Origin of the sequence: Pedobacter sp., assembly GCF_035566355.1 — a bacterium.
Classification (GTDB): domain Bacteria; phylum Bacteroidota; class Bacteroidia; order Sphingobacteriales; family Sphingobacteriaceae; genus Pedobacter.
In genome coordinates this window covers 1-12,872 of the sequence record NZ_DATMRL010000267.1, presented here as the reverse complement: position 1 = coordinate 12,872, position 12,872 = coordinate 1, and the positions used below count along the sequence as shown (strand labels likewise).

The 12,872-nt window shown below is 43.4% G+C and carries 14 protein-coding genes; 8 read left to right on the top strand and 6 right to left on the bottom strand.

The genetic code is table 11. The annotated features are described in order from the left end of the window. A partial coding sequence (locus VNZ46_RS10570) for an FGGY family carbohydrate kinase (RefSeq protein ID WP_325560130.1) occupies nucleotides 1-1,000 on the bottom strand: 1,000 nt, incomplete at its 3' end. A 112-nt stretch (nucleotides 1,001-1,112) separates the two neighbouring features. Between VNZ46_RS10570 and VNZ46_RS10565 the strand changes: the two genes are divergently transcribed. The 5 genes from VNZ46_RS10565 to VNZ46_RS10545 all read left to right on the top strand — a co-directional run bounded on the left by VNZ46_RS10565 (nucleotide 1,113) and on the right by VNZ46_RS10545 (nucleotide 6,346). After that, complete coding sequence (locus tag VNZ46_RS10565) at nucleotides 1,113-2,162, top strand: LacI family DNA-binding transcriptional regulator (RefSeq protein ID WP_325560129.1); 1,050 nt, start codon at nucleotides 1,113-1,115, stop codon at nucleotides 2,160-2,162. Between the two features lie 84 nt (nucleotides 2,163-2,246). Next, complete coding sequence (locus VNZ46_RS10560) at nucleotides 2,247-3,281, top strand: LacI family DNA-binding transcriptional regulator (protein WP_325560128.1); 1,035 nt, start codon at nucleotides 2,247-2,249, stop codon at nucleotides 3,279-3,281. Then, entirely contained in the window at nucleotides 3,278-4,018 is a 741-nt protein-coding gene (locus VNZ46_RS10555; protein ID WP_325560127.1) for an SDR family NAD(P)-dependent oxidoreductase, read from the top strand. Before VNZ46_RS10560 ends, VNZ46_RS10555 begins: the two co-directional genes overlap by 4 nt. A 41-nt stretch (nucleotides 4,019-4,059) precedes the next feature. Next, a complete protein-coding gene (gene uxuA / locus VNZ46_RS10550) occupies nucleotides 4,060-5,226 on the top strand; it encodes a mannonate dehydratase (protein WP_325560126.1) in 1,167 nt (388 codons plus the stop codon). 28 nt (nucleotides 5,227-5,254) lie between these two features. Then, the gene (locus tag VNZ46_RS10545) at nucleotides 5,255-6,346 is read left to right on the top strand and encodes a glycoside hydrolase family 43 protein (RefSeq protein ID WP_325560125.1); all 1,092 of its coding nucleotides are present in this window, start codon (nucleotides 5,255-5,257) and stop codon (nucleotides 6,344-6,346) included. Nucleotides 6,347-6,348: 2 nt separating this feature from the next. Here VNZ46_RS10545 and VNZ46_RS10540 read toward each other — a convergent pair whose 3' ends face one another. Together VNZ46_RS10540 and VNZ46_RS10535 are read right to left on the bottom strand one after the other, a co-directional pair. Next, on the bottom strand, nucleotides 6,349-7,245 hold the full coding sequence (locus VNZ46_RS10540; RefSeq protein WP_325560124.1) for a 1-aminocyclopropane-1-carboxylate deaminase/D-cysteine desulfhydrase: 897 nt from the start codon (nucleotides 7,243-7,245) through the stop codon (nucleotides 6,349-6,351). Nucleotides 7,246-7,283: 38 nt separating this feature from the next. Next, entirely contained in the window at nucleotides 7,284-7,460 is a 177-nt protein-coding gene (locus tag VNZ46_RS10535; RefSeq protein ID WP_166643926.1) for a hypothetical protein, read from the bottom strand. 158 nt (nucleotides 7,461-7,618) lie between these two features. On the opposite strand from VNZ46_RS10535, the gene VNZ46_RS10530 reads away from it, so the two are divergent. Together VNZ46_RS10530 and VNZ46_RS10525 are read left to right on the top strand one after the other, a co-directional pair. After that, complete coding sequence (locus VNZ46_RS10530; RefSeq protein WP_199076291.1) at nucleotides 7,619-8,650, top strand: RluA family pseudouridine synthase; 1,032 nt, start codon at nucleotides 7,619-7,621, stop codon at nucleotides 8,648-8,650. 3 nt (nucleotides 8,651-8,653) lie between these two features. Further along, a complete protein-coding gene (locus VNZ46_RS10525) occupies nucleotides 8,654-9,493 on the top strand; it encodes an aminotransferase class IV (RefSeq protein WP_133777880.1) in 840 nt (279 codons plus the stop codon). Here VNZ46_RS10525 and fmt read toward each other — a convergent pair. Next, nucleotides 9,488-10,396: a methionyl-tRNA formyltransferase gene (gene fmt, locus VNZ46_RS10520; RefSeq protein ID WP_325560123.1), complete on the bottom strand. Its 909-nt coding sequence runs from the start codon at nucleotides 10,394-10,396 to the stop codon at nucleotides 9,488-9,490. The genes VNZ46_RS10525 and fmt overlap by 6 nt on opposite strands. 107 nt (nucleotides 10,397-10,503) lie before the next feature. Between fmt and VNZ46_RS10515 the strand changes: the two genes are divergently transcribed. Further along, nucleotides 10,504-11,553 carry a DNA topoisomerase IB gene (locus tag VNZ46_RS10515; protein WP_325560122.1) on the top strand — a complete coding sequence of 350 codons (1,050 nt, stop codon included), beginning with the start codon at nucleotides 10,504-10,506 and terminating at the stop codon, nucleotides 11,551-11,553. An 85-nt stretch (nucleotides 11,554-11,638) separates the two neighbouring features. Here VNZ46_RS10515 and VNZ46_RS10510 read toward each other — a convergent pair whose 3' ends face one another. Both VNZ46_RS10510 and VNZ46_RS10505 read right to left on the bottom strand, forming a co-directional pair. Continuing rightward, nucleotides 11,639-11,851 carry a hypothetical protein gene (locus VNZ46_RS10510; protein ID WP_199076299.1) on the bottom strand — a complete coding sequence of 71 codons (213 nt, stop codon included), beginning with the start codon at nucleotides 11,849-11,851 and terminating at the stop codon, nucleotides 11,639-11,641. Between the two features lie 41 nt (nucleotides 11,852-11,892). Further along, on the bottom strand, nucleotides 11,893-12,872 hold a 980-nt coding region (locus VNZ46_RS10505), incomplete at its 5' end, for a DUF1343 domain-containing protein (RefSeq protein WP_325560121.1).

Here is a 12,872-nt window from a genome sequence, read left to right as displayed (position 1 = left end):
CCTGCGCTGCTGCGGCATTGATTTGTGCGTAAGAATCTGTAGCACCCATATTGTGTTTGGCCCAGCGGTTCATACTTCCTGTACCATTGATACAGAGTAAAATACCCAGTCGTTTCTGCTCTTGTGTATAATTGACGTGTGCAAAAGTGTTTACCCTGGATTGAGGATCAAAAGCCAGTTGGTCACTTACACCATAGATTACCCCTGAGGTACCTGCAGTTGCTGCAATTTCTCCAGGCTCCAGTACATTCAAAGAGAGCGCATTATTAGGTTGGTCACCTGATTTATAGGTAACCGGAGTTCCTTCAGCCAGTCCCGTTAGCTGCGCGATACTTGCCGTAACCCGGCCATGCTCTGCAAATACAGGTTTGATTTCAGGAATAAGATCTTTGCTGAAGCCATAATAGTCCATCAGCGCTTCGGATAAGCTGTCTGTTTTAAAATCCCAGAATACCCCTTCGGATAAAGCCGAAATACTGGTGGTGATCTGCGAGGTGAGTTTCATCGCAATGAAATCACCTGAAAGCATGAATTTATCCACCCGGGCATAAATCTCCGGTTCATTTTGTTTTACCCAGGCCAGTTTGGAGGCAGTGAAATTTCCAGGAGAATTGAGCAGGTGAGATAAACAATATTCCTCTCCTAAAGCTTCAAAAGCCAGGTTCCCTGTTTCTACAGCCCGGCTGTCGCACCAGATGATACTGTTGCGCACCAGGTTTTGATCTTTATCTACCAGCACCAGGCCATGCATTTGGTAGGCGATGCCTATAGACGCAATATCACCGGCCTGAAAAGAAGCTTGTGTTTTACATTTGTTAAAAGCCTGCAGTGCATGCTCCCACCACATTTCCGGAGATTGTTCTGCCCAGCCGGTTTGTTTAGATAGGATGGGGCTTTCTTCGTCAGGATACTGTGCCGAAGTGATTACCCGCTGTGTTTCTGCATGGATGACGGCTACTTTGATAGAGGAAGTGCCTATATCGATTCCTAGTAACAGCATATTGTTTTTTGTTGCATGGTTGTTTTAAATCTGGTTAGCAAAAACGAATTTAGGAGAATAATTTTGTTTTGCAATCGATTGCCCTATTTTTTTTTATATTTTTGTATTTATTATGCAGCGTCAGAAAAGAACAACCATCTATGATATCGCCCTAAAGCTGAATTTGGCAGCTTCTTCTGTGTCCAGGGCACTGAGTAACAGTAATAAAGTTAATGCTGCAACAAAAGCACTGGTGCTCAAAACTGCTGCAGAAATGAATTATCAGCACAATGCGATGGCCTCCAACCTAAGGAAAGGGAATAACCCAACCATTGGTGTGGTCGTACCGAGGATCAACCAGTTTTTCTTTTCCAATATTATCGCCGGAATTGAAGAGGTTACTTATAAAAAGGGCTATAACCTGATCATCTGCCAGTCCAACGAATTGCATGCGCGCGAGGTGGATTGTGTTAATGCACTGGTCAATCAGCATGTGAGTTGTATCATCATTTCTATTGCCGCTGAAAACGGGCCCTACGAACACCTGCAACAGGTGCTGGACCATCAGATCAGGCTCATCCAGTTTGACCGGGTGGTAGAAGAACTGGATACTTTTAAAGTGATCAATAACAATGAAAAGGCCTCTTATGAAGCCGTGACACATCTGATAGAGCAAGGTTACCGCAGGATAGCCCTGCTGGAAGGCCCGCAACAGCTGGATATTTTCCGTCAGCGTAAAGAAGGTTACCTGGCTGCGCTTCGCAAGCACAATATTCCGGTTCTGGAAGAACTGATGTGCGAAAATGCCTGGACCAAGGAATTGGGCGCAGAAGCCACGGCTCAATTACTGGGACTGGAAAACCCACCAGATGCGATATTCGCTTCCACTTCCGATTTCTCCGCCCTGGGCGTTTTGGAGGTAGCCACCAATAAAGGCATCCAGATTCCTAAAGACCTTGGGATTTGCGGTTATTCCAATGAACCTTTTACAGAACTGACCAGCCCGTCTATTACCACTATTGATCAGTACAGCATCAGCATGGGGAAAACCATTGCAAACCTCTACTTTCAGGAAATGGAGGGACTGGAATTTAATGTAGAACCTAAAATTGTAAGTATAAAACCGAAAGTCATTGTCAGAAAGTCGACCCAACGGATTGCCGACGTAAATGCGACCACTTGATAACCTGTGTTTTCTGAAAAATGCAATCCATTGCATTTTTCAGAAAAATGATTACTTTAGGGCCGGATTAATGTCTGGCCAAATATGAAAAATGAGAAAGTAGTCACGATTTACGATCTTGCAGAGCGACTGAATCTTGCCCCTTCTACCATCAGCAGGGGGCTTCAGGACAATCCTGCTGTTACGGCTAAAACCAGGAAGAAAATATTTGATGCTGCCACAGAGATGGGCTATCGCTTCAATACCTTTGCCCGCAATTTGCGTAAACAAAAAACCAATACCATTGGGGTTATTGTACCCCGGTTAAACAGTTATTTTATTTCCGATATCCTGGCTGGTATAGAAAAAGAGCTCAATGTATCTGGCTATAACATGCTGATTAGTCAGTCTTTGGAACTGGAAGAGAATGAAATTAAGTATGCTGCGGAAATGCTGCAAAATAGGGTAGATGGTCTGATTGTGAATTTAGCTGCCAACACCCGTAACCTGGATCATTATAAAGAATACATCCGTCACCGGATCCCGCTGCTTTTTGTGGATAGGGTGATCGAAGAAGATGATTTTAATAAAGTGGTCATCAATAATGAAAAGGCGGGCTATGAAATCACCAGTCATTTAATCGAGCAGGGCTGTAAACGCATTGCTCATCTGACCGGGAATTGTATGCGGAATGTTTACCAGGAAAGGAAACTGGGCTACGAGCGCGCTTTGGCAGAACATCAGCTCCCTAAACAGCAAGACCTGATTTTTGAAACAGATCTCACGGAAGAATCTTCCATATTAGTGGCTAAACAGCTGTTGAAAATGAAGAACAGACCTGATGCACTTTTTGTGGCCAATGACCTTTCTGCGGTGGTCTGTATGAAGGTTTTTAAAGATGCAGGACTCCGTATTCCGGAAGATATTGCAGTTGCCGGATTTAACAACGACATCATTTCACGGATTTCAGAGCCTATGCTGACCACCATGAATTATCCGGGTGAAGAGATGGGAAAAATTGCAGCAAGACACCTGGTCAGCCAGCTTAATGGAGAAGAGGATGCGGCACTGACCAATACCATTATTCTAAAATCACAACTGCTGATCCGGCCATCCTCCTTAAAAAAGAAAACGATATGAGTACAAAAATTGCCATAGTTACCGGTGGCGGGGCTGGCTTAGGCCTTGCCATTACCAGAAAATTAGTAGAAGAAAAGATAAAAACCATTATTATAGGACGGGACGAATTAAAATTACAAGCTGCAGCAGCAGAACTGGGTAGTTTCTGCACTTATAAAGTACTGGACCTGCAAGACCTGTCCAGGATACCGGCCTGTGTTGAAAATATTTTACAGGAATTCGGACAAATTGATATTCTGGTCAACAATGCTGGAATTAACCATAAGAAGCCCTTTGCTGAAGTAACCGATGCCGAATTTTATAATGTGATCCAAACCAATGTCCTGTCTGTATTTGCCATCAGCAGGGAGGTGAGCAAGGTGATGATTGCTGCCGGAAAGGGATCGATCATAAATATCAGTTCTATGGCCGCCCAATACGGTATACCAAAGGTCATTGCCTATACAGCCGCTAAATCTGCCATAGAAGGAATGACTAAAGCCATGGCGGTGGAGCTTTCTCCACTGGGCATCCGGGTCAACTGTGTGGCACCAGGATTTATAAAAACAGCTATGTCTTCCAAAGCATTGGATAACGATCCGGAAAGAAAGCAAAAAGTGCTGTCCAGAACTCCAATGGGGCATCTTGGTCTTCCTGAAGACGTGGCCGGAGCGGTGTATTATTTAAGTTCGGAAGGTTCCAAATATGTTACCGGAGTGATCATTCCTGTAGATGGAGGAAATTCTATAGGCTTTTAAAATTTTTTTATCCTAAAAGACAATCGATTGTCCTATATAAAATGATAAAATTTGAGCAAAGTATGCGATGGTTTGGCCCCGGAGATCCGGTCAGCCTGAGAGACATCCGCCAGGCCGGATGTACTTCTGTGGTCACTGCCCTGCACCATATTCCTGTAGGAGCAGTTTGGAGCAAAGAAGAAATTCTTAAACGCCGAGCCTCGATAGAAGATGAAGGAATGCAATGGCTGGTGGTGGAAAGTTTACCTGTACATGAGGAAATCAAAACCAGGACCGGGAACTATAAAGAATGGCTGTACAATTACACCTGTAGTCTTAAAAATCTGTCCGAATGCGGGATCAAAGTAGTGACTTATAACTTTATGCCTGTTCTGGACTGGATGCGCACCAATCCAAGTTTTACCCTTCCCAACGGAAGTAAAACTTTATACTTTGAAAAACTGGCTTTCATCGTTTTTGAACTTTTTTTACTCCAAAGACCTTTTGCTGAACAAGCCTATACGGAGGCAGAGATTGTGGGCGCAAAAGAGAAGTTCAGCACTATGACCACAATAGAACGGGAACAGCTTTTTCAAAGTACTTTGCTCGGACTTCCAGGATCAGATGAGGCTTTTACACCGGAAATCATTCTGGATGCGTTGCAAAATTATGCAACCGTAGACGCCGATGCACTGCGGTCTAATCTGCAGCACTTTCTTCAGGAAATCATTCCCACCGCAGAAAGCTGCGGACTGAAAATGGCCATCCATCCCGACGATCCTCCATACCCGATCTTAGGACTGCCCAGAATTGTGAGTACAGAAGCCGACCTGGATTTTATTTTGAAGGCTTATCCCTCCCGGGCCAACGGACTTTGCTATTGTACCGGATCATTGGGGGTAAGAGCTGATAATGACCTTTGTCAGATCATTTCAAAGCATGGTACTCAAATTCACTTTGTACACCTGAGAAATATCCATAGAGATGAAGAAGGGAATTTTTACGAAGCGGAGCATTTGAATGGCGTAGTAGATATGTACAGTGTGCTGAAAAAACTGATCGAAGTGATGCAGCATACCGGGGTTTCCTTGCCGTTAAGGCCAGACCATGGGCACCAGATGCTGGATGATCTGCAAAAGACAACTTATCCGGGATACTCTGCCATTGGACGATTAAAGGGGCTCGCAGAACTCCGGGGTTTGGAACTGGGGATTTCCAGATCCGTGTGAAATTAAAATAACCTAAAGACCAAATATAATGAACAGACCAATCTACAAGCCGAATGCCCTGATGCTGGGCCTTTCGTTCCTGCTGCTCTCTGCTGCTGGCAACGCACAAGACAAGACTACCGGGAAAGATCCGTTTAAAGGAGCCATTTCAAAGCCCTTGATCACCAACATGTATACAGCAGATCCCTCTGCACATGTTTTTGGAGGTAAGATCTATATTTACCCTTCTCACGATATTGAAGCTGGTATCCCCGAAAATGACAATGGCGATCATTTTGACATGCGCGATTATCATATTTTTTCTATGAACGGCCCCGGAGGAAAAGTCACCGATCATGGCGTAGCCCTATCCGTAAAAAATATCCCCTGGGCTGGAAGGCAATTGTGGGCGCCTGATGCGGCCTTTAAGAATGGTACCTATTATCTGTATTTTCCCCTTAAAGATAAAAATGATGTATTCAGAATTGGTGTAGCCACTTCTTCCTCACCTGCGGGGCCTTTCAAGGCCGAAAAAGCACCAATGAAGGGAAGTTTCAGTATTGATCCAGCCGTTTTTAAAGATACAGACGGCAGTTTCTATATGTATTTCGGAGGCATTTGGGGCGGTCAGCTGCAACGCTGGAACAATGGAGAATATGACAGCAATGGTTCTAAAACAGATGCCGGGAAAGACGAAGCACCTGCATTAACAGCAAAGGTGGCTAAACTGGCGGCCAATATGAAAGAATTTGCAGAGCCGGCGAAAGATGTAGTGATACTGGATAAAGCAGGAAAACCTTTGTTAGGCGGAGATCACGACCGACGTTTTTTTGAAGGCTCCTGGATGCACAAATACAAAGGAAAATATTACTTCTCTTATTCTACCGGTGATACACATCAGCTGGTCTATGCCACAGGCAAATCACCTTACGGTCCCTTTACCTATCAGGGAGTGATCATGACGCCGGTAGTAGGCTGGACCACACATCATTCTATTGTGGAATATAAAGGCAAATGGCTGCTGTTTTACCATGATACCCAACTCTCCGGAGGCAAAACACATTTACGGAACATTAAAGTAACCGAGCTGCATCATGAAGCCGATGGAAGTATACGCACCATACATCCCTATGGAAATTAAACTTACAGCAGACCAGGAGAGGAGATAGAGGCAGATAACTGTTGCTTTTTACCAAGGATGCCCAGCAGTCCTCCGGTATGAAGGGCTACAATCTTTTCTCCTGGATTAAAATAACCTTGTTTTGCCAGATCGTCAATAGCATAAAACATCTTCGCCGTATATATAGGGTCAATCAACATGCCTTCGCGCGCTGTAAAACCCGTCATAAACTGAAGCAATTCAGGAGAAGTTTTTGCGTAACCCCCAAAATGATAATCTGTGTGCAGGTTGAGCTGCTCTATGGTTTTCGTGTAATTGTAAATTTCCCCGGCAATAAAGTCACCGCCTTTTAATACCGGCACTACATGAAGCTGGGTCTTTAGATTTTGCTGGCGGATACCTTTTAAAAGACCAGCGGCAGTTGTTCCTGTTCCTGCAGCACAAAATAAATGATCGATATCTTCAGGAAGCTCCTGGATGATTTCTGCACAACCCCTTACGGCTTCTGCAGAAGCGCCTCCTTCATCAATAAAATAAGCGGAAGGGTCTCCACCGAAAAAGACCTTGAATAAACCATATTTATCCTTATAAGCTTCTCTGCCGATAAAGATCAATTTCATTCCATAAAGTTTGCAAAGAAACAGGGTGTCATTTTCAACTTCTTCACCACGCACAAAACCGGTAGATTGTAAACCTGAGCGAGCGGCAGCAGCAGCAGTAGCAATAAGATGATTGGAATAGGCGCCTCCAAAAGTAACGAGATGCGTTCTTTTTAAATGGAGTGCTTTCGCCAGGATATATTTGAGCTTACGCCATTTGTTCCCGGAGATATAGGGATCAATAAGATCATCCCTCTTTACGTATAAACGTACAGAGGGATGCTTTAATTCGTGTAACGGACTATGTATTGCTTCAAACATGAGGCAAATATAAAGTCCATTTTACATTTCCAGCCCGATTAAGCTTTGAAATAGATTTTTTTAATCAGGTAAGGAAAAAAATTAAGAACGATTTTAACATTTTGGGTAAAGGCTTTCATAGGTATTGATTTTATATTCTCTTGGGTAGGGTAGGTGTCGTTTCTTGTATTGATGAAATTGCGGTAGGCTTGTTCATTCATTTTGTGCAGTTTCATTTTATTGCCGTTATCTTTTTTTAAAAATTTATTTCCTGTGGTTTTGAAGCCCTTTTGCCCTGTAACAAAGTGGGTTTTGCAGGCTTGCATCCTACCCTAACAAATAGTAAGCCAATTTCTTTTTTAAATATGTAATTGTTAAAGATTAGTTTTGTAAAATGGAAAATACCAACGCCGGAGTAGAATTAGAGGAGCAGGATTTATATGAACATTTTAATATTGTTGTAGACAAGGGGCAATCTTTGCTCCGGATCGACAAGTTTTTGATGCACCGTATGGAAAATGCGTCACGAAACCGTATACAAAATGCTATAGATGCCGGGAATGTTTTGGTTAATCAGAAAACGGTAAAGCCAAGTTATAAAGTAAAACCTGCTGATGAGATTTCCATTGTTTTTCCTCATCCACCCAGAGATACCGAAGTTTATCCGGAGGATATTCCCCTGGACATTGTTTATGAAGACAACGATTTGCTGGTGGTGAACAAAGAAGCGGGTATGGTGGTACACCCTGGATATAATAATTATACCGGAACCCTGGTCAATGCGCTTGCTTTTCATTTTGAACAATTGCCTGAGCTTCCTGGAAATGAAGGGAGGCCCGGTCTGGTACACCGTATAGATAAGGATACTTCAGGATTGCTGCTGATCAGCAAGAACGAAATGACCATGACCAAACTGGCCAAACAATTTTACGACCATACCATTACCCGAAAATACCTGGCCCTGGTTTGGGGAGATCTGGAAGAAAATGGCACAGTTACTGGTTATATCGGTAGAAGCGCAAAGAACCGGATCGTAATGGATATTTATGACGATGAAGAAAAAGGCAAGTGGTCTGTAACACATTATACCGTTCTGGAACGTTTAGGATATGTAACCCTAATCAGCTGCCAGCTGGAAACTGGCCGTACACATCAAATCAGAGCACATATGCAGCATATTGGACACCCACTATTCAGCGATACGAATTACGGAGGAGATAAAATTCTAAAAGGGACAACCTTTGCCAAATACAAGCAGTTTGTTCACAATTGTTTTGAGCTGATGCCCAGACAAGCACTTCATGCACAAACTTTAGGATTTATTCATCCAACCACTAAAAAATATCTGGAATTTGAAGCACCTTTGCCGGCTGATTTTGATGCGGTACTGAACAAATGGAGAAACTACATCGTACAGCCACAATAATACATGCAACACGAGTATATTTTACACAACGACGAGTTTTTTACAATTCACCATCCGATACTGACTTCCAGTAACCGCAGTTTCCGTTACGGGGACGGCTTATTTGAAACCATGCGCATGAGCGGTGGTAAGCTGTTGTTCCCTGAGTTGCATGCCGACCGGCTTCGTGCAGGAATGAAAGCCCTTAAAATAGAAGGCAGTGTTTTATTGGATGAGTATTTTCTGAAACAGAAAACGGCAGAGCTTTGTAAAAAGAATAAATTAAGAGACAATGTGCGGTTCAGGTTATCGGTTTACCGTAATGGTGATGGTCTGTATACCCCAAACAGCAATAAATCAGGATATATTCTGGAGGCCAGTCCGCTTACCGAGAGTGGTTATGAACTGAATAAGAAAGGCTTGATCATAGATGTCTTCGATGAGATCACCAAGCCCATCAACCCTTTGTCCAATTATAAAACCAGTAGTGCATTGGTCTATGTCATGGCCGGATTGTTCAAAAAGCAGCACAAACTGGATGAGGCGATCATCCTCAACCAGAACGGTTTTCTTTGCGAGAGCATCAGTTCCAATGTATTTGTGGTGTACGACAAGCAAATCTACACCCCTGCATTGTCTGAAGGATGTATTTCCGGGGTTATGCGCAAAGTGGTCATGGGACTGGCCAAAGCCAACGACATTTCCATCATAGAAGCTCAGCTCAATCCTGAGGTATTGCGGGAAGCTGAAGAAGTTTTTATCACCAATGCCCTTGGCGGTATCCGCTGGGTAATGGGTTATGGAAGAAAAAGGTATTTCAATGAAGTTTCCAAAGGATTAAGTACACTGTTGAATAATTTATAAGCGCATTCCTCTTAAAAATTCTTCCACAGACATCCTTTTTTTGCCTTCATATTGCAGATCTGTTAATTTTAAAAAGCCATCACGGGCGGCAAATTTCAGAAAGGTTTTGCCATCCGTTAAAAAACTCCCGGGTGCCACATCAGGCACCTGGTTTTCTATGCTTGTTTTGAATATTTTAAGTGTTTTATCGTTCAGCTTGGTAAATGCGGTAGGATAAGGGCTCAATCCTCTGATCAGATTATACACGGTCTGAACAGGCAGGTCCCAGTTGATCTGACAAAAATCTTTAAAGATCTTGGGCGCGTGTTTAAGTTCCTCTGCCGCAGGTTGAGGCATTTCCTGATAATTACCCGCTTCAATGGCTTTAACGGTCTTCACCAGCAGGCCTGCGCCTACAAACATCAGTTTATCATGCAGGTCACCGGCGGTATCATCGTCAGTGATGTTTACTGTCTCCGAAAAGATCACATCACCCGTATCTATTTCATGTTTTAAAAAGAAGGTGGTTACACCGCTTTCTTTTTCTCCGTTAATAATGGCATGATTGATTGGCGCTGCACCGCGATAATGGGGCAGGAGTGAAGCGTGCAAATTGATGGTGCCTTTTGGTGGCATGTTCCACACCACTTCCGGCAGCATCCGGAAAGCCACCACCACCTGCAGATCAGGCTTTAACTCCTGCAGATCAGCAATGAATTCCGGGTCTTTAAGTTTTACAGGCTGAAGTACTTTAATTCCATGTTCAACAGCATATTTTTTTACTGCACTTTCACTGAGTTTCTGCCCTCTTCCTGCCGGCTTGTCTGCTGCAGTAACGACTGCTGCAATTTCAAAACCTGCTTTAACCAAAGCATCTAAAGATGCTACTGCAAAATCGGGCGTGCCCATAAAAACTAATTTCATCCGGATATGTTTATTGTACCTATAATCAAAGCCTGGAAATTTAAAGACCCCTGGCTTTATTGAAAAGCAAAATAACTAAAAATTTAACGTATATCCTTCCTTTGCTTATGGTTCAGACAATAGAAGAAATAAAAGAAAGCGGTTTGGTGTACCTTACCGATAGTATGCCAGGGATTTACAGAAAAGGAAAGCCTGGTAAATTTTATTATGCCGATCAGAAAGGAAATCGGATCACCGATCAAAACCAGCTCGATCGCATCAAAGCGCTCGTACTGCCCCCGGCCTGGACAGCCGTTTGGATTGCGCCTAAAAAGAACGCACATCTCCAGGCTACAGGGATTGATGCCGCTGGGCGGAAGCAATACCGCTACCACCAGAAATGGACCATTCGACGTTCTGATACTAAATATTTCAGGTTGCTGGAGTTTGGGAAAGTTTTGCCGCAGATGCGTAAAAGGATTGCCAAAGATCTTAGACGAAAGCAGTTTGATGAACAAAAAGTCCTGGCCATTTGTGTACAGGTCATGTTGAAGACCCTTATCCGTGTGGGGAATGAAACCTATAAACAGTTGTATGGCAGTTATGGATTGAGTACCCTGCGGGATAAACATGCAAAGATCGAGGGAAATCAGCTTACCCTGAGTTTCAAAGGAAAAAAAGGGGTTCAGCAGGAGATCCGTTTAAACGACCGGACACTGGCGAGATTGGTGAAAAAATGCAGGGACATCCCCGGACAGGAACTTTTCCAATATTATACCAGTGGTAAGGCACATGAGTCTGTAGATTCCGGACAGATCAATAACTACATCAGGGAAATCAGCGGCAGCGACTTTACCGCAAAAGATTTTCGTACCTGGGGAGGCACGCTGGAGGCCCTGCGACAACTGGCCAGATGTACCAACGTAGAAGATGACCGCCCAAAGAAAAAGGTTATTGTTGAAGTTTTGGACTGCGTTGCCGGAAAACTTGGAAATACGCGTGCAGTTTGTAAGAGTTCTTACGTGTATCCATTATTGCTGGAAGCTTTTGAAAAAGACGAGTTGGCGAAGTACCTTCAGCAGGTTCATCTAGATAAGCCGCAGACCCAGTCTGCTATGGAAAATGATGAAAAGGTTTTAATGAAATTTTTAAAGGCTATCCAAAGAAATTCAGCATGACGATTTAACACAAAAAGGCTGTATCAATACGGTCGTCATCCTGAAATGAATTCAGGATGACGACCGTATTGATACAGCCTTTTTCTTATTTCTTTGGAGGTGTTTTAACCGGATGTACAGGTTGTTCCTCTTTCTCTCTTTTTTGAGCAATATTCTTAAAATTGGCTTGCTCTTTAGTATAGTCCTTATCTTCAGGCTTTTTTACAGCCTTGTTTCCCGAAGGTACTTTTCCTTTAGGTGCTTCTTCCTGGTAATTGCTGCCAGGCTTTTTACTTTTCTCTTTAGGCGCGCTGTTCATATCCTTTTGTTTAAATTCAATCAGCAATCCTTATGGGTTGCCTAAGGATACAACAAGTATTTTTTGCGCATTGTTTTGTATTTGCTCAATCCAGGCTCCCAGCTGGCCCTGATCTCTTTTTCAGATTTGCCTGCAATAATCTGCTGTCTGAAATCCGCTACGCCCACCAAACGCTCAATAACCCCCATTTGATTGCTCAGTTTAGAATTGAAAAAATCGGCTTTGTTAGGAGAGGCTTTGTACAATTCAATCAGCCAGCTGAGTTTGATCTTTTTATCCTTCCTGAAATTATCCGTGTCGTACTTCCTTAAATCCAATCCATAGCACACCTGGTTCATAAACAGAGGGGTTTCAGCCATGCCCTTAATGCTGACTGGTGTAAAAGAGAAACTGTATTTTCCTTTAAGCGCCGGCGATCCGACAATTGTAAAAGGAAACTGGGTACCCCGTCCAAGGTTGAGGTAAGTACCCTCAAACAAACAGGTGGTCGGGTATAATAAAATAGATTGCGGGGTATTCAGATTTGGTGAAGGTTTCACCGGAAGTTCATATGGTGTGTCATGCGTGTAATTAGCCACCTTAATGATCTGGAGTTTGCAAGTCAGTTTATTGTCCAGCCATCCTTCGCCGTTTAGCATTTGAGCATATTCGGCTACGGTAAGCCCATGTACAATTGGAATAGGTTTTAAGCCAATGCCAGACTTAAACTTCGGATCCAGGATAGGACCGTCCACATAAAAACCATTGGGATTTGGTCTGTCCAGGATCATTAACTCTTTTCCATGCTCTGCACAGGCCTCCATAACATGCTGCAGGGTATTGATATAGGTGTAAAAACGTACACCGACATCCTGAATATCAAAAACCATGATGTCTATGTCTGCGAGTTCCTCTGCTGTAGGCTTTTCGTGTTTTCCGTATAAGGAAACTGCTTTGATACCAGTCTTGGCATCTACATCGTCATCTACATGGATACCGGCACTCGCGTTCCCTCTAAAACCATGTTCCGGACCAAAGATCT

Coding starts and splice junctions, on each gene's coding strand:
- VNZ46_RS10565 (WP_325560129.1), top strand. CDS start 1,113: ATGCAGCGTCAGAAAAGAACAACCATCTATGATATCGCCCTAAAGCTG.
- VNZ46_RS10560 (WP_325560128.1), top strand. CDS start 2,247: ATGAAAAATGAGAAAGTAGTCACGATTTACGATCTTGCAGAGCGACTG.
- VNZ46_RS10555 (WP_325560127.1), top strand. CDS start 3,278: ATGAGTACAAAAATTGCCATAGTTACCGGTGGCGGGGCTGGCTTAGGC.
- uxuA (WP_325560126.1), top strand. CDS start 4,060: ATGATAAAATTTGAGCAAAGTATGCGATGGTTTGGCCCCGGAGATCCG.
- VNZ46_RS10545 (WP_325560125.1), top strand. CDS start 5,255: ATGAACAGACCAATCTACAAGCCGAATGCCCTGATGCTGGGCCTTTCG.
- VNZ46_RS10540 (WP_325560124.1), bottom strand. CDS start 7,245: ATGTTTGAAGCAATACATAGTCCGTTACACGAATTAAAGCATCCCTCT.
- VNZ46_RS10535 (WP_166643926.1), bottom strand. CDS start 7,460: ATGAAACTGCACAAAATGAATGAACAAGCCTACCGCAATTTCATCAAT.
- VNZ46_RS10530 (WP_199076291.1), top strand. CDS start 7,619: ATGGAAAATACCAACGCCGGAGTAGAATTAGAGGAGCAGGATTTATAT.
- VNZ46_RS10525 (WP_133777880.1), top strand. CDS start 8,654: ATGCAACACGAGTATATTTTACACAACGACGAGTTTTTTACAATTCAC.
- fmt (WP_325560123.1), bottom strand. CDS start 10,396: ATGAAATTAGTTTTTATGGGCACGCCCGATTTTGCAGTAGCATCTTTA.
- VNZ46_RS10515 (WP_325560122.1), top strand. CDS start 10,504: ATGGTTCAGACAATAGAAGAAATAAAAGAAAGCGGTTTGGTGTACCTT.
- VNZ46_RS10510 (WP_199076299.1), bottom strand. CDS start 11,851: ATGAACAGCGCGCCTAAAGAGAAAAGTAAAAAGCCTGGCAGCAATTAC.